This is a genomic window from Streptomyces sp. NPDC093795 (assembly GCF_044764665.1).
Classification (GTDB): Bacteria; Actinomycetota; Actinomycetes; order Streptomycetales; family Streptomycetaceae; genus Streptomyces.
Genome location: NZ_JBIWIO010000006.1, coordinates 201,962 through 220,338, shown reverse-complemented (window position 1 = coordinate 220,338; position 18,377 = coordinate 201,962). Strand labels below are relative to the sequence as shown.

General features: G+C 72.6%; 16 protein-coding genes. 15 read left to right on the top strand and 1 reads right to left on the bottom strand.

Annotation, left to right across the window (positions count from 1 at the left end; genetic code table 11):
• Window position 1 precedes the first annotated feature (1 nt).
• Window positions 2-1,171, bottom strand: a complete 1,170-nt coding sequence (locus tag ACIRB7_RS18395) for a pyridoxal phosphate-dependent aminotransferase (RefSeq protein WP_403599344.1) — start codon at window positions 1,169-1,171, stop codon at window positions 2-4.
• 605 nt (window positions 1,172-1,776) lie between these two features.
• Here ACIRB7_RS18395 and ACIRB7_RS18390 point away from each other — a divergent pair.
• From ACIRB7_RS18390 to ACIRB7_RS18320, 15 genes are all read left to right on the top strand, one after another.
• On the top strand, window positions 1,777-2,295 hold the full coding sequence (locus ACIRB7_RS18390; protein ID WP_403599341.1) for a DUF2617 family protein: 519 nt from the start codon (window positions 1,777-1,779) through the stop codon (window positions 2,293-2,295).
• A gap of 75 nt (window positions 2,296-2,370) precedes the next feature.
• Window positions 2,371-4,077, top strand: coding sequence for a polyamine aminopropyltransferase (locus ACIRB7_RS18385; RefSeq protein ID WP_403599338.1), 1,707 nt, complete (start codon window positions 2,371-2,373; stop codon window positions 4,075-4,077).
• A 42-nt stretch (window positions 4,078-4,119) separates the two neighbouring features.
• Window positions 4,120-5,079 (top strand): SRPBCC family protein, encoded by a 960-nt coding sequence (locus ACIRB7_RS18380; protein WP_403599335.1) that lies wholly within the window; start codon window positions 4,120-4,122, stop codon window positions 5,077-5,079.
• Between the two features lie 62 nt (window positions 5,080-5,141).
• Window positions 5,142-5,927 (top strand): aldose 1-epimerase, encoded by a 786-nt coding sequence (locus ACIRB7_RS18375; protein WP_403599971.1) that lies wholly within the window; start codon window positions 5,142-5,144, stop codon window positions 5,925-5,927.
• 24 nt (window positions 5,928-5,951) lie between these two features.
• Window positions 5,952-6,491, top strand: coding sequence for an orotate phosphoribosyltransferase (pyrE, locus tag ACIRB7_RS18370; protein ID WP_403599333.1), 540 nt, complete (start codon window positions 5,952-5,954; stop codon window positions 6,489-6,491).
• 222 nt (window positions 6,492-6,713) lie between these two features.
• The gene (gene fbaA / locus ACIRB7_RS18365; RefSeq protein WP_403599330.1) at window positions 6,714-7,736 is read left to right on the top strand and encodes a class II fructose-bisphosphate aldolase; all 1,023 of its coding nucleotides are present in this window, start codon (window positions 6,714-6,716) and stop codon (window positions 7,734-7,736) included.
• 125 nt (window positions 7,737-7,861) lie between these two features.
• Entirely contained in the window at window positions 7,862-9,322 is a 1,461-nt protein-coding gene (locus ACIRB7_RS18360) for an MFS transporter (RefSeq protein WP_403599327.1), read from the top strand.
• 15 nt (window positions 9,323-9,337) lie between these two features.
• The gene (locus tag ACIRB7_RS18355) at window positions 9,338-9,751 is read left to right on the top strand and encodes a DUF3151 domain-containing protein (RefSeq protein WP_266893592.1); all 414 of its coding nucleotides are present in this window, start codon (window positions 9,338-9,340) and stop codon (window positions 9,749-9,751) included.
• Window positions 9,752-9,863: 112 nt separating this feature from the next.
• Window positions 9,864-10,763: a DUF3152 domain-containing protein gene (locus tag ACIRB7_RS18350; RefSeq protein ID WP_403599324.1), complete on the top strand. Its 900-nt coding sequence runs from the start codon at window positions 9,864-9,866 to the stop codon at window positions 10,761-10,763.
• Between the two features lie 124 nt (window positions 10,764-10,887).
• A complete protein-coding gene (locus ACIRB7_RS18345) occupies window positions 10,888-11,745 on the top strand; it encodes a tryptophan 2,3-dioxygenase (protein ID WP_403599321.1) in 858 nt (285 codons plus the stop codon).
• Entirely contained in the window at window positions 11,738-13,009 is a 1,272-nt protein-coding gene (kynU, locus tag ACIRB7_RS18340; protein ID WP_403599318.1) for a kynureninase, read from the top strand. Before ACIRB7_RS18345 ends, kynU begins: the two co-directional genes overlap by 8 nt.
• Window positions 13,010-13,097: 88 nt before the next feature.
• Window positions 13,098-13,967 (top strand): alpha/beta hydrolase, encoded by an 870-nt coding sequence (locus ACIRB7_RS18335; RefSeq protein ID WP_403599314.1) that lies wholly within the window; start codon window positions 13,098-13,100, stop codon window positions 13,965-13,967.
• Between the two features lie 90 nt (window positions 13,968-14,057).
• Window positions 14,058-16,292, top strand: a complete 2,235-nt coding sequence (locus ACIRB7_RS18330; protein ID WP_403599311.1) for an FG-GAP repeat domain-containing protein — start codon at window positions 14,058-14,060, stop codon at window positions 16,290-16,292.
• Between the two features lie 85 nt (window positions 16,293-16,377).
• Complete coding sequence (locus tag ACIRB7_RS18325; protein ID WP_403599309.1) at window positions 16,378-17,691, top strand: sensor histidine kinase; 1,314 nt, start codon at window positions 16,378-16,380, stop codon at window positions 17,689-17,691.
• On the top strand, window positions 17,688-18,371 hold the full coding sequence (locus ACIRB7_RS18320) for a response regulator (protein ID WP_403599306.1): 684 nt from the start codon (window positions 17,688-17,690) through the stop codon (window positions 18,369-18,371). The genes ACIRB7_RS18325 and ACIRB7_RS18320 overlap by 4 nt, the downstream gene beginning before the upstream one ends.
• Window positions 18,372-18,377: the final 6 nt, after the last annotated feature.

The following is an 18,377-nucleotide window of genomic DNA, read 5'->3' as shown; positions in this document are numbered from 1 at the left end:
GTCAGCCCAGCCGCTTGAGCCGCGAGACGGCCTCCTCCAGGACCTCGGTCTTCTTGCAGAACGCGAAGCGGACGAAGGGGGCGCCGGCCTCGCGGTGGTCGTAGAAGACGGCGTTGGGGATGGCGACGACCCCGGCGCGCTCCGGCAGCGAGCGGCAGAAGGCGAAGCCGTCGTCGGCGCCGAGCGGGCGGATGTCGGTGGTGACGAAGTAGGTGCCCGCCGGCCGGTAGACCTCGAAGCCCGCCTGCGCGAGCCCCTCGCTCAGCAGGTCCCGCTTGGCCTGGAGGTCGGCGCGGAGGGTGTCGAAGTACGTGGCCGGGAGCCGGAGCGCCTCGGCGATCGCGTACTGGAACGGGCCCGAGGAGACGTACGTCAGGAACTGCTTGGCCGAGCGGACGGCGGAGGTCAGCGCGGGGTCCGCGGTGATCCAGCCGACCTTCCAGCCGGTGAACGAGAAGGTCTTGCCGGCCGAGCCGATGGTCACCGTGCGCTCGCGCATGCCGGGGAGGGTCGCGATCGGGATGTGCTCGGCGCCGTCGAAGACCAGGTGCTCGTACACCTCGTCGGTGACGACGAGCAGGTCCCGTTCGACCGCGAGCTCCGCGACGGCGGTCAGTTCGGCCCGGGTGAGCACGGTGCCGGTCGGGTTGTGCGGGGTGTTGAGGAGGATCAGCCGGGTCCGGTCGGTGACGGCGGCCCGCAGCTCGTCCAGGTCGAGGACGTAGGACCCCTCGTGCGGGCGGAGGGTGACGGGGACCCTCGTCCCGCCGGCCATCGCGACACAGGCGGCGTACGAGTCGTAGTACGGCTCCAGGGCGATCACCTCGTCACCCGGCTCGACGAGCGCGAGCAGCGCCGCCGCGATGGCCTCGGTGGCACCGGCGGTGACGAGCACCTCCGTGTCGGGGTTGTAGTCGAGGCCGTACCGCTCCCGCTGGTGGTCGGCGATCGCCGAGCGCAGCTCGGGGACACCGGGGCCGGGCGGGTACTGGTTGCCGCGGCCGTCCCGCAGCGCGCGGACCGCGGCCTCCCGGATCTCCTCGGGGCCGTCGGTGTCGGGGAAGCCCTGGCCGAGGTTGATCGCCCCGGTCCTGGCGGCGAGCGCGGACATCTCGGCGAAGATCGTCGTCCCGAACTCGGCGAGGCGGCGGTTGAGCGGCGGTCGTGTCATGACGGCCATCCTGGAGCCAAGCTCTGGACTTGCTCAAGTGCGCTTTGACGCAAGGACGGAGTGGGAATCTCCCTCGCACAGAAGAACGGGGGTAGTACAGATGGAATTCTTCATCGTGACCGGCATCGCTCTCTTCGTGATCGCGGTCGTCTTCGGAGTGGCGGCCGCCGTCCACAGCACGCGGGGCGCCGTCCGGCCGCGTGGCGGCCGGTCGAGGCACAGCACCTGGGCCGACGGGGGCGGGGGCGGCGGCTGTGGCGGGAGCAGCTCGTGCGGTTCCGGCGGGTCGAGCTCCGGCGGGTCGAGTTGTGGGGGTGGCGGCGGTTGCGGCGGAGGCAGCTGAAGCACAGGACGTGGGCGGTCCGCACGGACCGGGCGATCGAGTCGGATTGAACAATTGAACTGTGGGGTCCCCGAAGGGGTTGGAAAACACAGCAAGTTGGGTAAAACCGCTGCGAGTCGCTCGGCGTCCGTGGTTCTCTCGCTCCTGACAGAGACAGCCCTCGGACCGTGTGTGGACCCGAGTCGGCGATTCCCCACTGCCGTTGAACCCTCTCCGGGGCGCCCCCGGCCCACCCGTCAAACCGTGTTTGCGGAGCCGACCCATGCTCACCACCCTGAATACCTCCTACACCGACACACGCGCGGCCGATCTGGCCTGGGCCCTCGGGCGTGAGCCGCTGCCCGCCCTCGCCGTGCTCGACGTCCAACTCGACGGTGCCGAGATCCAGTTGCGGCTGCTCGGCGCCTCCCATCAGGTCCTCCTCGAAGAGGAGGGCCGCAGCTGCTCGGAGACCGTCGCCTGTATGCCGGGCAGCAGCACCCCGCTCCCGCTCGGCGTCTCCAAGCGCGTCGGCGAATGGGAGTACGAATTCGCCGCCCGCGTCGAGACGCTCTCGCACGGCTCCTTCGCGGGCCGCGCACAGGAGTTGCTCGCACTCGTCGCGGACCATCCCAACGGACTCGCGGGGACCTTCCCCGGCTCCCCGCACGCCTTCACGGCGATGCTGGCGCAGCGCCACGAAGGCCAGGTGCGCTGGCGCACCTGGCACGCCTACCCGCAGGAGGGGCAGTTGGTGGTGACCAGGACCCGTATCGGCGCACGTATGCCCGCAACGCTCTAATGCGCCCTCCAGGAGCCCCAGGTGCACTCGTGTGGGTGACAAGGGGTGTGAGAATCGTGACGTAGCGTTACGGCCATGATCGAGCCGACCGTGACCATGCCACCCAAGAGGGTGCGGCGGGCGCCCGTGCGGCGGCCCGAGCCGCCGCGCGGGACGGCCGGCGAGGTCAGGGCGGTACGGTTCCCGGTCCTCGCGGTGGTCTTCGTCTGCGCCGCCTGCGGTCTGGTCTACGAGCTCGAACTGGTCGCGCTCGCCTCCTACTTGATCGGCGACTCGGTCACCCAGGCCTCCGTCGTGCTCTCCGTGATGGTCTTCGCCATGGGCGTGGGCTCGCTCCTCGCCAAGCGGCTGCGCTGCCGCGCCGCCGTCGGCTTCGGCCTGGTCGAGGCCGGGCTCGCGCTCGTCGGCGGCTGCTCGGCGATGGTGCTGTACGCGGCCTTCGCCTGGCTCGGCGAATCGCGGTACGTGGTGGTGGCGTTCTCGCTCGCCATCGGGGTGCTCATCGGCGCGGAGATCCCGCTCCTGATGTCGCTGATACAGCGGTCCGCCGGGCAGCCGTCCGGACGCCCCGGGCGCTCCGGGCGGCAGGCCCCGACCGGTGAGCAGGACGACGCCGCCGGGACGGTCGCCGACCTCTTCGCCGCCGACTACGTCGGCGCGCTGGTCGGCGGCCTCGCCTTCCCCTTCCTGCTGCTGCCCTGGCTCGGCCAGCTCACCGGCGCCCTCGTCACCGGCGCGGTCAACGCGGTGGCGGGCGGCGGCCTCGTCCTGTGGGTGTTCCGCCGCGACCTCACCGCCCGCTCCCGAGCCCTCCTCGTCGCCGTGAACATGTCGGTCCTCGCCGTCCTCGCCACGGCGACCGTCCTCGTCGACGACTTCGAACAGGCGGCGCGCCGGGCCGTGTACGGCGAGCGGGTCCGGGTCGCCGTCCAGACCGAGCTCCAGGAAGTGGTCGTCACGGGAGGCCTCGACGGACCGCCCGACCTCTTCCTCGACGGACGCCTCCGGGTCTCCGGGGAGGACGAGTACCGCTACCACGAGGCGCTCGTCCACCCCGCGATGAACGGCACGCACGCGCGCGTGCTCATCGTCGGCGGCGGGGACGGCATGGCCGCCCGCGAGGTGCTGCGCTACCCCGGGGCCCGCTCGGTCACCGTCGTCGAACTCGACCCGGGCGTCGTCCGCCTCGCCCGTACGGACCCGGCGCTCGCCCGGCTGAACGCACAGGCGTTCCGTGACCCCCGGGTCCAGGTGGTCCACGCGGACGCCTTCCACTGGCTCCGGGGCGCCACCGCGCTTGTGCAGGAACGGTACGACGTGGTGATCTCCGACCTGCCCGACCCCGGGATCACCCCCAGCACCAAGTTGTACGCGCAGGAGTTCTACGGCCTCGTGGCCCGGGTCCTCACCCGCACCGGACGCTTCGTCGTCCACGCCGGGTCCGTCACCGACCGCCCCCGCGCCTATTGGACCGTGGACGCCACCCTGCACGCGGCCGGCTTCGCGACCCGCCCGTACAGCGCGAGCGGCCGCACCCCCGGCTTCGCCGCGGGCCCCGACCGCGCCGACCGCGCCGGCGATACGGGGCGGGGGCCCCACGACTGGGGCTTCCTCCTGGCCGTCCCCGGCAGCCGCCCGCCCGCCCTCGGTCTCGCCGCCGACGCGCCCCGGCTGCGTTCGCTCGGCGAGGACACCCTGGACGCGGCGGCCCGCCGCGCCGAGCGGGGGCGGGGCGCGGAGCTGGCCCCGTCGACCCTGGTGCATCCGAGGTACGGCGGCTGACGGAGGCGACGGCGCGGCCCGGCCTGAGTAGGCTCGGTTTCCATGGAGCATGAGGTGTTCGTCCCGGTCCCGGCCGAGGTTCTGCGCGCGACGCTCACGGACCCGGGCCGGGTGGTGCGCTGCGTACCCGGCTTCCAGCGCGACGCCGACGCGGAGGCGGGTCCCCTCACGGGCCGGCTCAAGGTGCGGGTCGGCGGCCACACCATCACCTACCGGGGCGCCCTGGAGGTGGTCGAGCGCGACGGCGCCCTCACCTACGAGGGCCAGGGCGCCGAGGCCCGGGGCAACGGCACGGCGGAACTGACCCTCGCCGTCGTCCTCACCCCGGTGGCCGAGGGCACGAGGCTGAGCTTCACCGGCGCCCTGACGGCGACCGGCCGGCTCGCCGAGGCGACGGACGAGGCACGATCCACGGCCGGCACACGGCTGCTCGACCGCTTCGCGGAGGCTTTGGCGGCCCTGGCGGGGCAGCCGGAGCCGGAGGAGCCGACCCCCGGAGCGCCCGAAGAGGCCGCCGCCTCCGAGCCGGACGCCGAGGCCGAGCCTGTCGCCGCCGCCTCCGAGGCCGCCGACACCGAGTCCGCCTCTGGGCCCGCCACCCAGCCCGACGACGACACAGACGCCGACCCCGACACCGACACCGAGCCCGACACCGACGACGACGGTGTCGACGACGGGGTCGAGGAGCCCCGTCGGGATTCAGGTCTCGACGGGCCCGTCCCCCCGCCCCCCCTCGACCCCCTCCTCGGCGAGGACTTCGGCGACACCCCCCTCGCCTTCCCCGTCCCGCAGCCCGCCGCCGAGGCCGCCCACGCCCGCCGGACGATGATCGGGCGGAGCGCCGAGGAGGTCGACCACGCCCCGCCGCGCGGCCGGTACGCCCCCATGCCCGCCCCCGAGGCGTCGAGCGCCGGTGCCACGCTGCGCTGGATCGCGCCGGCCGCGGCCCTCGCGCTCGCCTCCGCCGTCGTCGTCGGCAGGGCACTGCGCCGACGCCGCTGAAACCTGCCCGGAAAGGGTCGGTCACGTTCGAGGTCTCGCACGATTAGGGTCGGGGCGTGAGCATGCAGACGCGACTGACGGCGGGCGACGCCGAGTTGACCATCAGCCCCGAGAACGGCTGCCGGATCGAGAGCCTGCGCCTCGGCGGCACCGAGGTGCTGCGCCAGGGCGAGCGGTACGGGAGCTTCCCGATGGTGCCCTGGTGCGGGCGGACCGAGAACGGCCGCTTCCGCAACGGTGCGACGACCCATGAACTGCCGGTCAACGCGGCCCCGCACGCCATCCACGGCACCGTCCGCGACCTCGCCTGGAAGACCGCCAGGACCTCCGCCACCGAGGCCGTCTTCACCTGCGAGCTCGGGGACCCGTGGCCGTACACGGGCACGGTGACGCAGGTGTTCGAGCTGGCCGAGGACTCCCTCACCCTGCGCTTCGGGGTGGAGACCTACGACGCCTCCTTCCCGGCGCAGGCCGGCTGGCACCCCTGGTTCCTGCGCAACCTCGGCGGAGGCGGTCAGGACGTGCGGATCGGCTTCACCGCCGCCTGGCAGGAGGAGCGCGGCGACAACCACCTCCCCACCGGGCGCAGGATCGATCCCCTGCCCGGCCCCTGGGACGACTGCTTCGGCATGCCCGACGGTGTCGACGTCACCCTCACCTGGCCGGAGGAGCTGGAGCTCAAGGTCACCAGCCGTGCCGAGTGGGTCGTGATCTACGACGAGCCCGAGGAAGCCGTCTGCGTCGAGCCGCAGTCCGGTCCGCCGAACGGCCTCAACACCCACCCGCGCCTGGTCACCCCGATCGACCCGCTGGAGGTCGAGAGCACCTGGAGCTGGCGGCGCCTCTGACCAGTGCCCTCTAAGCTCAGGGGCATGACTGACGTACGCGCTGAGCTGCTCCAGCAGATCAAGGACAAGGCCGTGGTGCACGGCAAGGTGACCCTCTCCTCGGGTCTGGAAGCCGACTACTACATCGACCTGCGCCGGATCACGCTGGACGGCGAGGCCGCGCCGATGGTGGGTCAGGTCATGCTCGACCTCACGGCCGACCTGGACTTCGACTGTGTCGGCGGTCTGACCCTGGGCGCCGACCCGGTCGCGACCTCGATGCTGCACGCCTCCGCCGCGCGCGGGCAGCGCCTGGACGCCTTCGTCGTACGGAAGGCGCAGAAGGCGCACGGGATGCAGCGCCGGATCGAGGGCACGGACGTCAAGGGCCGTCGCTGCCTCGTGGTCGAGGACACCTCGACCACCGGCGGTTCGCCGCTGACCGCGGTCGAGGCCGTCCGTGAGGCCGGCGGCGAGGTCGTCGCCGTGGCCACGATCGTCGACCGGGGCGCCGCCGACGCCATCGCGGGGGCGGGTCTGACGTACCTCACCGGCTTCCAGCTGGCCGATCTCGACCTGGCGTAACCGGCGCGAAGTCGTGACCTAGGTCCCGGACCCCGGTGGTAACTGTCTTGACCTGCGTTTTTGCCTAGCGGCGGAGTGTTTCACGTGAAACACTCCGCCCCTTCGTCTGCCATGCCCGTGGGAGCCCGGACGAGAGTCTGGAAGGATGGGCGTCGACGATGACGTCGCCCCCAGGTCAGGGACAGCAACGCACACACCCCGCACATCACAAGGAGCGGACGAATGCCCATCGCAACCCCCGAGGTCTACAACGAGATGCTCGACCGGGCGAAGGCAGGCAAGTTCGCCTACCCGGCCATCAACGTGACCTCGTCCCAGACCCTGCACGCTGCTCTGCGCGGCTTCGCGGAGGCCGAGAGCGACGGCATCATCCAGATCTCGACCGGCGGAGCCGAGTTCCTGGGCGGTCAGTACAACAAGGACATGGTCACGGGCGCCGTTGCCCTGGCCGAGTTCGCGCACATCGTCGCCGCGAAGTACGACATCACGGTCGCGCTGCACACCGACCACTGCCCGAAGGACAAGCTGGACAGCTACGTCCGTCCGCTGATCGAGGTCTCCGCCGAGCGCGTCGCCCGTGGCGACAACCCGCTGTTCCAGTCGCACATGTGGGACGGCTCCGCCGAGACCCTGGCCGACAACCTGGCCATCGGCCAGGAGCTGCTCGCCAAGGCCGCCGCCGCCAAGATCATCCTTGAGGTCGAGATCACCCCGACCGGCGGCGAGGAGGACGGTGTCAGCCACGAGATCAACGACGAGCTGTACACCACCGTCGACGACGCTCTCCGCACCGCCGAGGCCCTCGGCCTGGGCGAGAAGGGCCGCTACCTGCTCGCCGCCTCCTTCGGCAACGTGCACGGCGTCTACAAGCCGGGCAACGTCGTGCTCCGCCCCGAGCTCCTCAAGGACCTCCAGGCGGGCGTGGCCGAGAAGTACGGCAAGGCCTCCCCGTTCGACTTCGTCTTCCACGGCGGCTCGGGCTCCACGGCCGAGGAGATCGCGACCGCGCTCGAGAACGGCGTCGTGAAGATGAACCTCGACACCGACACGCAGTACGCGTTCACGCGTCCGGTGGCGAACCACATGTTCAAGAACTACGACGGTGTCCTGAAGGTCGACGGCGAGGTCGGCGTCAAGTCGACCTACGACCCGCGCACCTGGGGCAAGCTGGCCGAGGCCGGCATGGCCGTCCGCGTGACCGAGGCGTGCGCGGCGCTGCGCTCGACCGGCACCAAGCTGAAGTAGTTCACGAGTGGCGTGAGCGCAGGGCCCGGCACCTTTCGAGGTGCCGGGCCCTCGTGCGTGGCCCCCAGCGGGGCGAATGCCCACAACGGATGCACCCGGCCGCCCCCGCGAGGACCATGGCAGGCATGGACATCCGGATGAGCTCGGGGACCGGGCGGTGGATCGTCTTCACGACCGTCCTCGGGTCCGGGATGGCGCTGCTCGACTCCACCGTCGTCAATGTCGCCCTGCCGCACATCGGCGAGGACCTCGACGCCGACCTCGGCGCGCTGCAATGGACGGTCAACGCCTACATGCTGACGCTTGCCGGGCTGATCCTGCTCGGCGGGGCGCTCGGTGACCGGTACGGGCGGCGTCGTGTCTTCGTCATCGGGGTGGTGTGGTTCGCGCTCGCCTCGCTGCTGTGCGGGCTCGCGCCGAACGCCGAAGTGCTGATCGCCGCCCGCGCCCTCCAGGGCGTGGGCGGGGCGCTGCTCACGCCCGGGTCGCTCGCGCTGATCCAGGCCAGTTTCCACGAGGACGACCGGGCGAAGGCGGTCGGGCTCTGGTCGGGTTTCGGCGGGGTGGGCGCGGCGATCGGGCCGTTCGTGGGCGGCTGGCTGGTGGACGGGCCCGGCTGGCGGTGGGTGTTCCTGCTGAACGTGCCGCTCGCCGTCCTCTGCGTGCCCGTCGCGCTGCGGCACGTGCCGGAGTCGCGGGACGAGACCGCGCGCGGCCGGTTCGACGTCCTCGGCGCGGTCCTGGGTGCGGCGGCGCTCGCGTTCGTGACGTACGCGCTGATCGGAGCGGCCTGGTGGGCGGGGGCGGTCGGGGTCGTCATCGGGGCCGGGTTCGTGGTGGTGGAGCGGCGGCGCGGCGGGTCCGCGATGGTGCCGCCGTCGATCTTCGCGTCCCGGATCTTCACGGCGGTCAACCTGGTCACGCTCTGTGTGTACGCGGCTTTCGGCGGCTTCTTCTTCCTGGCGGCCCTCCAGCTCCAGGTGGTCTCCGGCTACTCGGCCCTCGGCGCCGGTACGGCCCTGCTGCCGACGACCGTCCTGATGCTGCTGCTCTCGGCGAAGTCCGGGGAGCTGGGGGAGCGGATCGGGCCCCGGATCCCGCTCACGGTCGGGCCGCTGCTGTGCGCCGCGGGCATGCTCCTGATGCTGCGGGTCGGTGCGGACGCCTCGTACGTACGGGACGTGCTGCCGGCCCTGCTTGTGCTCGGGCTCGGTATGACGGCCCTGGTCGCCCCGCTGACCGCGACCGTGCTCGCCTCGGTGGACGTGTCGAGGGCGGGTCTCGCGAGCGGCATCAACAACGCGGCGGCGCGCGCGGCCGGGCTGCTCGCGGTGGCGGCGCTGCCGATGCTCGCGGGGATGGGCCCGGAGGCGTACCGCTCGGCGGAGGAGTTCGGGGAGACGTTCCGGCGGGCGATGCCGATGTGCGCGGGGATCCTGGTGGTGGGCGCGGTGCTCGCCTGGACGACCCTGCGCACCCCGGCGACACGGGCGGACTGCCACCCGGGGTGCAAGGTGCACTGCGGAGTGACGTCACCGCCGCTCGAACCGGGGGAGCGGGAGCCGCGTGCGGGGGCTCCCGACTGAGGCAGACTGGGGCCCATGGCCATGCATGAGAACCTCCTGGGGGGACCCGCCCCCACCCACCTGCCCGACGACCCGGGTCCGCGCGAGCTGCTCGCGAACGGTACGGCTCCGGCGGACGTCGCCGCGAAGTACCCGACCTCCTCGCTCGCCTGGGCCCAGCTCGCCGACGACGCGTACGAGCGCGGCTCGGTCGTCGAGTCGTACGCCTACGCCCGTACCGGCTACCACCGCGGCCTCGACGCGCTGCGCCGCAACGGCTGGAAGGGCCACGGCCCGGTGCCGTGGGAGCACGAGCCGAACCGCGGCTTCCTGCGCGCGCTGCACTCGCTCGCCCGCGCGGCCGGCGAGATCGGCGAGAAGGACGAGTACGAGCGCTGCACGACCTTCCTGCGGGACTCCTCGGAGACCGCGGCGGAGACGCTCGGCTGACCTTTCCCCCCTGCCCGCCGGACACTCTTTTCCCCGTTGCGGGGAAAGGGTGTTCGACCGGATCGGTACGATCCCCTGGGGGACCGCAGTACTCAATGGGGGGAAGTCTGACGTGGGCAACCGTGCCGCATCCGCAGGACGGCGACGAACGCCGAGCCGGCGGAGGGGCAGAGACAGACGCGGCCCCGTGCGCCGGCTCGCGCTGCCGACCCTGGTCCTGATGACGGTCGCGCTCGGCGCGGGCGTCGCCCTCGCCCACTTCAACGGCCCGGGGACGGACGACTCGGCGGCTCCGGCCCCCGCCCCCGCCAGCGCCCTGGACCCGGCGACGGGCGCCCCGGCCCCGACGACGGCATCCCCGGCCCCCAAGGCCACGACGGCGAAGCCGAAGCCCAGGCCGACGCCGTCGGCGAAGCCGAAGCCCACCCCGAAGAAGACCACGGTGCCGAAGTCCGGCGCCGGGACCTTCACCACCGCGCAGGCCTCGGGCGACGCGGTCGGTGACAGCGGCGTCCTGCGCCGCTACCGGGTGCAGGTCGAGGACGGCGTCGACCTCTCGGCGCGCGAGACGGCCGCCGAGATCCAGCGGATCCTGGCGCATCCGCGCGGCTGGGCCGCGCACGGCCGGGGCCGCTTCCAGCTGGTCTCGGAGAACGCCGACTTCGTCATCCGGATCGCCACCCCGGACACGGCCGACGCCCTCTGCGCCCGGCAGGGCCTCAACACCCGCGGCGAGCTGAACTGCGAGACCACCGACGGTGTCGTCGTGAACCTCAAACGCTGGATGCTCGGCTCGCCCACCTTCGCCGGGCCGCCCGCCGAGTACCGGCATCTGATCATCAACCACGAGGTCGGGCACGAGATAGGCATCCGGCAGCACATGGGCTGCGGCGGCCCGGGCAAGCTCGCACCGGCGATGATGCAGCAGATCAAGGGCCTGGACGGCTGTCGGTCGAACGCTTTTCCGTATGACGAAGACGGGAACTACATCACCGGCCCGATCGTGTCATGATGCGGTTGGGACGACGCGCGTCGCAGCGCGCCTCCCGAGGGGACCGGGGCTCCCGTGCCGCACGGAACGACGCGGACACGGTGGAGCAGACCGCTACCCGGTAGTTCGTATCGAGGAGACAGAAATGTCACTCTTCCCGGGTTCTCCCGATTCCGGAGCCGGTTCGGTCGCCGACGACCCGAATCTCGACTTCGCCGGCACGACGCCGTACGAGGACTACGTCCAGGCGGACGTCCTCACCCACCTCCAGCACCTCCGCTCGGACGACCCGGGCGAGATGGTCTTCCTGGTCACCACCCAGGTCATGGAGCTGTGGTTCACGGTCATCGTCCACGAGTGGGAGACCGCGAGCCGCGCCCTGCGCGAGGACCGCGTCCCCGTCGCGATGGACGCGCTCAAGCGCTCCGTGCGCGAGCTCGAGGCCCTCAACCACTCCTGGCGGCCCCTCGCGCAGCTCACCCCCGCCCAGTTCAACGCCTACCGGTCCGCGCTCGGCGAGGGCTCCGGCTTCCAGTCCGCGATGTACCGGCGGATGGAGTTCCTGCTCGGCGAGAAGTCCGCGTCCATGCTCGTCCCGCACCGGGGCGCGCCCCGCGTGCACGCCGAGCTGGAGAAGGCGCTCCAGGAGCCGAGCCTGTACGACGAGGTGCTCGCGTTCCTGGGCCGCCGCGGCCTGCCCGTGCCGGCCGCGGTCCTCGGACGTGACCTGTCGCAGCGGTACGAGCCGTCCCCCGAGGTCGAGGCGGTCTGGGCCGGGATCTACGCGGACGCCGACCAGAACGGCGAGCTCGTCCGGCTCGGCGAGGCCCTGAGCGACGTCGCGGAACTGGTCTGGCGCTGGCGCAACGACCACCTGGTGGCGACCCGCCGGGCGATGGGCGCGAAGACCGGCACCGGCGGTTCGGCGGGCGTGGCCTGGCTGGAGAAGCGGGCGCAGAAGAACGTGTTCCCGGAGCTCTGGACGGCCCGCAGCCATGTCTGACGACCTGCGACAGGCGACGCTGCCCGACGACTCGCGACAGACGACGTTCTCCGACGACCTGCGACGCAGGGCTCTGGAGCTCGACGCCGCCGACGAGCTGGCCAAGCACCGCGAGAAGTTCGCCCTCGACGCGGACACCGTCTACCTCGACGGCAACTCCCTCGGCGCGCTGCCCGCCCACGTCCCCGCCCGCATGGCCGACGTCATCACCCGTGAGTGGGGCGAGCTGCGGATCCGTTCCTGGGACGAGTCAGGCTGGTGGACCGCGCCCGAGCGGATCGGTGACCGGATCGCGCCGATCGTCGGCGCCGCGCGGGGACAGATCGTGGTCGGCGACTCGACCAGCGTGAACGTCTTCAAGGCGGTCGTCGCGGCGGCCCGCCTGAGCGGTGACGGCCGGGACGAGATCCTCGTCGACGCGACGACCTTTCCCACGGACGGGTACATCGCCCAGTCGGCCGCCCGGATGACGGGTCACCGGATCGTGGCGTGCGACCCGACCGCGATGGCGGACGCGGTGAGCGAGCGCACGGCCCTCGCGCTCGTCAACCACGTCGACTTCCGCACCGGCCGCCTCCAGGACCTGCCCGGCATCACGGCCGCGCTGCACGCGGCGGGCGCGCTCGCCGTCTGGGACCTGTGCCACAGCGCGGGCGCCCTGCCCGTCGGCCTGGACGCGCACGGGGTCGACCTGGCCGTCGGCTGCACGTACAAGTACCTGAACGGCGGGCCCGGTTCGCCGGCCTACCTGTACGTCGCCGAACGTCACCAGGGCGGCTTCGACTCGCCGCTCCCCGGCTGGAACTCGCACGCCGACCCGTTCGCCATGACCCCCGGGTACGAGGCGGCCGCGGGCGCCGTACGGGGCCGGGTCGGCACGCCCGACATCCTCTCCCTGCTGGCCCTCGAAGCGTCGCTCGACGTCTGGGACGGGGTCGCGATCGAGGACGTACGGGCCAAGTCCCTCGCGCTCACGGACTTCTTCCTGGAGTGCGTGCGGGCGTACGTGCCGGAGGGCCGCGTCCGCTCCGTGACGCCGGAGGCGCACGGGGAGCGCGGCAGCCAGACCGCGCTGAGCTGTGAGGACGCGCCGGCCGTCATGGCGGAGCTGATCCGGCGCGGAGTCGTGGGCGACCTGCGCAGGCCGGACGTGCTGCGGTTCGGCTTCACGCCGCTGTACGTCGGGTTCGAGGACGCGGAACGAGCGGCCCGGACCCTCGCGGAAGTCCTGGCCGACCTCCCCGCCCGAGGTCGTACGGTCTGATCATCGCCTGATCGGCGGGGGCCGTACGCCTGGTACGGTCCCCGCAGGTCAGGCCAATTCGGCCTCGTATCCGAGAGGTTGGAACAACATGCCGGACCCCGCCGCGCGCGGTGCCGCCGAAGAGGCGTCCGCGTTCTCGCACCCGGCCGTCGCCCCCGACGCCTCCGCCGCGTACGGCGAGCACCCGGACCAGGTGATCGACTTCTACGCGCCGCGCGGCGGAGCGACCCGGGCACCGCTCGTCGTCGCCCTGCACGGCGGCGCCTGGCGGGCCCCGTACGACCGCCGGCACCTGACGCCGTTCGTGGACTTCCTGGCCCGCCGGGGCTTCGCCGTGGCGAACGTAGAGTACCGGCGCGGCAGCGACATCCCCCGGCAGGGCGGCGCGGCCCCGGCCGCCGGGCGCTGGCCGGAGACCTTCGACGACGTGGCCGCCGCGCTCGACGCGGTCCCGGCCCTGGCCGCCGCGCACCTGCCGGGGGCCGACACCGGCCGGATCGTGCTCACCGGGCACTCGGCGGGCGGCCAGCTCGCCCTCTGGGCCGCCGCCCGGCACGTGCTGCCGCCCGGCTCCCCGTGGCGCCTGCCCGCCCCGCCCCCGCTGCGCGGGGTCGTCGCCCTCGCCCCCATCGCCCACTTCGGACGGGCCGTCGAACTGGGCGTCTGCGGCGGCGCGGTCACCGAACTGCTCGGCGGCCCGTCCACGTACGAGGAGCGGGCCGCGTACACCGACCCCTCGGCCCTGCTCCCGACCGGGATCGCGACGACGGTCGTGCAGGGGCGCGAGGACCTGGACGTGCCGTACGGCGTGGCGGACGCGTACGCGGAGGCGGCGGCGTGCGCGGGCGAGACGGTGGGCCTGACGCTCCTCGAAGGGGTCGGCCACTTCCCCCTGATCGACCCGTCGGCGGACGCGTGCGCGGTCGTCGCGGAGGAACTCACGCAACTGGCCTGGTGAGGTCGGACATCCCGTACAACCCTTCGAACCGGTCACGGGTCTCATCGGGCACGGCACTCCCGTGTCCGGTTCCTTTCGTGGGGGTTCACCTTGCAGTTCCGCTCCACCCGTCTCGCCCTGGCCGTCACCGCCGTCCTCACGGTCACGGCCGTCGGCGCCGGCACACTGGCCACCGCGCCGGCGGCCTTCGCGGCCACCGCGGCCCCGGCCGGCCAGGTCGCCGCCGCCCTTCCCGTCTTCCCCGAGGGCTCCCAGCTCGCGGGCGTGGGCGCCACCGGTTTCCTCACCTTCTCCTTCGACCGGTCCGGGAACAAGACCCTGCTCTGGACCCCGTTCGACGGGGGGACCGCCACGCGGCTCCAGGCGCCCGAGGGCGGCGGCGTCACCGTGGTGGGCAGCGACGTGGCCGTCATCCGTGAGGCCGGCGGGACCGCCGGGACACGGTCGTTCGCCCTGCGGAACATGGCCGACCCGTCCGCCCCGGTCGTGGACATCGACCTCGGCGCGCTGAACGGGAACTACGTCGTCGCACTGAGCCCGACGAGCGTGCTCGCGCAGGTGACGAAGGAGGACGGCACGGCGGAACTGCACGTCGTGACCAAGAACGGCACCACGACGACCAGCCGCGAGGTCTCGGGCCTGCCGGCGGACGCCACCGAGTTCACCGGCTCGACGGTGCGCGACGGCTCCGTCCTCGTGGGGTACGCGACGGGTCCGGAGTCCGCGCGGACCGGCGGCCGGGCCCTGATCGACGTCGCGGCCGGGACGGTCTCCGAGACGTACTCCGCCGCCGAATCCGGGTACGACTTCACCAGCCTGATGTTCTCCGGTTCGCACGTGGCCTGGCTCGACTACACGGTCGGCACCGGGCTGTACGTCACATCCGTCGACCGTGGCACGGGTGAGGAGAGGAAGAGCGTCCTGGGCAGCCGCTCCCACGAGTGGTACGCCCAGCTCGTGGGCGGCTGGCTGGTGTACGGCGGTTCCGAGACGCCCCTCAGGGCCGTCTCCCTGGCCACCGGCGAGACCCGCCACCTCCTCGACCACGTGTCCGGCACGGCCGGCTCGGGCGACGGCACCGCGGTGGTGAGCGGCGGCCGGGCCACCGACGGCGAAGGACTGTTCCGCGTCGCGGCCGGGGCGGACGGCACCCCGACGGTCACCAAGGTGGCGGAGACGGGCACGGTGGTCATCCCGCTGGAGATCGACCAGACGCACGTCCCCGAGGTGGCGGAACTCGGTAAGACGAGTGCCGGCGTCACCCTGGGCTGGAAGCTGTCGCGCGCCGACGCCTCCGTGGACGTCACGCTCACCCACATCGCCACCGGCGCGGAGTTCACGAAGCGCCTGACGGACCCCGAGAGCGGCACCCTGTTCTCCTTCACGTGGGACGGCGTCATCGAGGAGGTGGACGCCGCGGGCGTGGTCCGGTCCGTGGACGCGCCCAACGGCAAGTACGCCGTCGAGGCCGAGGCGACGCTGCGCGACGGCTCCGGCGAGCCCGCCTACCAGGGCGCGTTCATGAACATCGTCCGCGCGTACAACCCGCACGACTTCAACGACAACGGCTCCACCGACGTCCTGGCCCGGGACGCCGGAGGCGTGCTGTGGCGCGACGACCTGCGGAACCATCCGTACGAAGGCCGGATCGTGACCTCCAAGTCCACCCGTATCGGCGGGGGCTGGGGGGCGTACAAGCAGATCGAGGCCGTCGGCAACGTCGGCGGCGCCGCCCACGGCGATGTGGTCGCGGTCGACGGCTCCGGCGTGCAGTGGCTCTACCTGGGCAAGGGCGACGGCACGTTCGCCCCCCGGTTGAACGTCGGCACCGGATGGCAGGCCTACAACAAGACCGCCGCGGGCTCGGACCTCGACGGCGACGGCCGTCCCGACCTGGTGGCCACGGACGCCGCCGGCTCCTTGTGGTTCTACAAGGGCACCGGCAGCTACGCGAAGCCGTTCGCTCCCCGCGTCCGGGTCGGCGGCGGCTGGCAGGCCTACAACCACCTCACCGCCGTCGGGAACATCGCCGGCATGGCCGCCGGGGACCTGGTCGCGCGCGACACCGCCGGCATTCTCTGGCTGTACCAGGGCGACGGCCGCGGCGGCTTCGCGCCCCGGATGCCGATCGGCGGCGGCTGGAACGCGTTCACCCAGCTGGTCGGCGCCGGTGACCTCGACGGCGACGGACGCCCGGACATGATCGCGTACGGGCCGGGCGGCACGTACGTCTACCGCTCGACGGGCTCCGTCTCCGGCCCCTTCACCCGGCAGGCGACGGACCTGTACGCGCTCCAGGGCACCCGCTACAACAGCGTCGCCTGAGGACCGGCTAGTCCTCAAGAGGGACCCGGAAGGATCCGCATCCAGCGGGACGACCGGGTCCCCCACCCCCCGTACCGTGGTCGGCGTGACCCAGACACAGCCCACCGAGACGAGCCGCAGCCCCGAGTTCCGCCTGGTGCAGGTGGCCCTCGGGGGGCTGCGCCAGGAACTCTTCCACGACGCCTTCGCCTACCGCCCGCTGCCGCGCATGGATGTGAACGGCGGCGTCGGCCGCCGCCTTCCGAAGCGGATACGCCCGTACGTCGGCCTGCTCCCGCACGCGATCGTCGCCTTCTGCGCCTTCGTGATCTTCCTGATCGGGTACGACCGGGTCGACGGCGCCATCGGGCCCGCCGACTTCGTGTTCGCCTCGATCCCGTTCCTGATCGTGCTCGCCACCCTCATCAGGCCCGTCTTCGCCTTCTGGGCCTCGCTCGTCTCGACGCCCTTCCTCGCGTTCCTCGGCGGCTACTGGGGCGGCTGGCCGTGGACGGACAACGCGTTCGCCGCCCACGTGGTCGTCCTCACCGTCGTCGCCGCCCGCACCGGCCCCCGTACCGCCGGATGGATGTGGGCCGGGACGGCGGGCTACGCCCTCTTCGCCGAGATGTTCCTCGGCGTGGGGCACGGCTCCGACTCGATGCCGCTCCTGTTCGTCGCCGCCCTCGCGCTGCTCGCCGTCACCGTGGTCCAGGTCCGCCGCCAGGCCACCCGCGAGGTGACCGCGCAGCAGACCGTCACCGCCGAGGAGCGTTCCAAGCGGACCGTCCTGGAGGAGCGCACCACCATCGCCCGTGAGCTGCACGACGTCGTCGCCCACCACATGTCGGTGGTCGCGATCCAGGCGGAGGCCGCCCCGTACCGGGTGGAGAACCCGCCGCCCGAGCTCGAACAGGCCTTCCTCACGATCCGCGAGAACGCCGTCGCCGCGCTGACCGAGCTGCGCCGCATCCTCGGTGTCGTACGCGCCGAGGACTACGAGGCCCCCGACGCCCCGCAGCCGACCCTCGGCGACCTGGACACCCTCGTCCGCAACGTCACCGAGGCCGGGCTCGTCGTCGAGAAGACGGTCACCGGCGCGGTGCGTGAGCTGCCGCAGGGCGTGGAGCTGTCCGCGTACCGCATCGTCCAGGAGGCCCTGTCGAACGTGCTGCGGCACGCGCCGGGCGCGGCGGCGAAGGTCGAGGTCAGCTATGTCCTCGGCGGTCTCGGGCTGCGGATCGCCAACGGCCCCGCGCGCGGGCTCGTCAAGCCGTCGCCGGGCGCCGGGCACGGCATCACCGGCATGCGGGAGCGGGTGACGATGCTGGGCGGCGAGATGACCGCGGAGGAGACCGCGGACGGCGGCTACGAGGTGGCCGCGTTCGTCCCCGTGAGCCGTGAGGAGAGCGTGGAATGAGCATCAAGGTGCTGATCGTCGACGACCAGATCATGGTCCGCGAGGGCTTCTCGGTGCTGCTCGGCGCGATGCCGGACATCGAGGTCGTCGGAGAGGCCGTCAACGGCCGGGAGGCCGTCGCGCAGGTCGCGGCCCTCCACCCGGACGTGGTCCTCATGGACATCCGCATGCCGGAGCTGAACGGCATCGACGCCACCCGGGAGATCGTCGCCGCCGACGCGGACGCGAAGGTGCTCGTCCTGACCACCTTCGACCTGGACGAGTACGTGTACCAGGCGCTGCGCGCAGGCGCCTCCGGCTTCCTGCTCAAGGACGCCTCGGCCCGGCAGCTCGCGGAGGGCGTACGGGTCGTCGCGGCCGGCGAGGCGCTGCTCGCGCCGACCGTCACGAGGCGGCTGATCACCGAGTTCGCGAAGGCGCCGGGGAGCTCCCCGCGTCCGCCGGCGATGGCGCGGATCGGGGAGCTGACGGAGCGGGAGACGGAGGTGCTCGTCCTGATCGCCCAGGGCCTGTCGAACGCCGAGATCGCCGAGCATCTGGTCGTCGCCGAGTCCACGATCAAGACGCATGTGAGCCGGATCCTGGTGAAGCTGGCCCTGCGGGACCGGACGCAGGCGGCGGTGTTCGCGTACGAGGCGGGTCTGGTGCGGGTCGGGGGCCAGGACCGATCCAAGGGGTAGCGTCCG

Bases quoted from the DNA above. Each gene is read 5' to 3' on its own strand.
- ACIRB7_RS18395 (WP_403599344.1), bottom strand. From the start codon at position 1,171: ATGACACGACCGCCGCTCAACCGCCGCCTCGCCGAGTTCGGGACGACG.
- ACIRB7_RS18390 (WP_403599341.1), top strand. From the start codon at position 1,777: ATGCTCACCACCCTGAATACCTCCTACACCGACACACGCGCGGCCGAT.
- ACIRB7_RS18385 (WP_403599338.1), top strand. From the start codon at position 2,371: ATGATCGAGCCGACCGTGACCATGCCACCCAAGAGGGTGCGGCGGGCG.
- ACIRB7_RS18380 (WP_403599335.1), top strand. From the start codon at position 4,120: ATGGAGCATGAGGTGTTCGTCCCGGTCCCGGCCGAGGTTCTGCGCGCG.
- ACIRB7_RS18375 (WP_403599971.1), top strand. From the start codon at position 5,142: ATGCAGACGCGACTGACGGCGGGCGACGCCGAGTTGACCATCAGCCCC.
- pyrE (WP_403599333.1), top strand. From the start codon at position 5,952: ATGACTGACGTACGCGCTGAGCTGCTCCAGCAGATCAAGGACAAGGCC.
- fbaA (WP_403599330.1), top strand. From the start codon at position 6,714: ATGCCCATCGCAACCCCCGAGGTCTACAACGAGATGCTCGACCGGGCG.
- ACIRB7_RS18360 (WP_403599327.1), top strand. From the start codon at position 7,862: ATGGACATCCGGATGAGCTCGGGGACCGGGCGGTGGATCGTCTTCACG.
- ACIRB7_RS18355 (WP_266893592.1), top strand. From the start codon at position 9,338: ATGGCCATGCATGAGAACCTCCTGGGGGGACCCGCCCCCACCCACCTG.
- ACIRB7_RS18345 (WP_403599321.1), top strand. From the start codon at position 10,888: ATGTCACTCTTCCCGGGTTCTCCCGATTCCGGAGCCGGTTCGGTCGCC.
- kynU (WP_403599318.1), top strand. From the start codon at position 11,738: ATGTCTGACGACCTGCGACAGGCGACGCTGCCCGACGACTCGCGACAG.
- ACIRB7_RS18335 (WP_403599314.1), top strand. From the start codon at position 13,098: ATGCCGGACCCCGCCGCGCGCGGTGCCGCCGAAGAGGCGTCCGCGTTC.
- ACIRB7_RS18320 (WP_403599306.1), top strand. From the start codon at position 17,688: ATGAGCATCAAGGTGCTGATCGTCGACGACCAGATCATGGTCCGCGAG.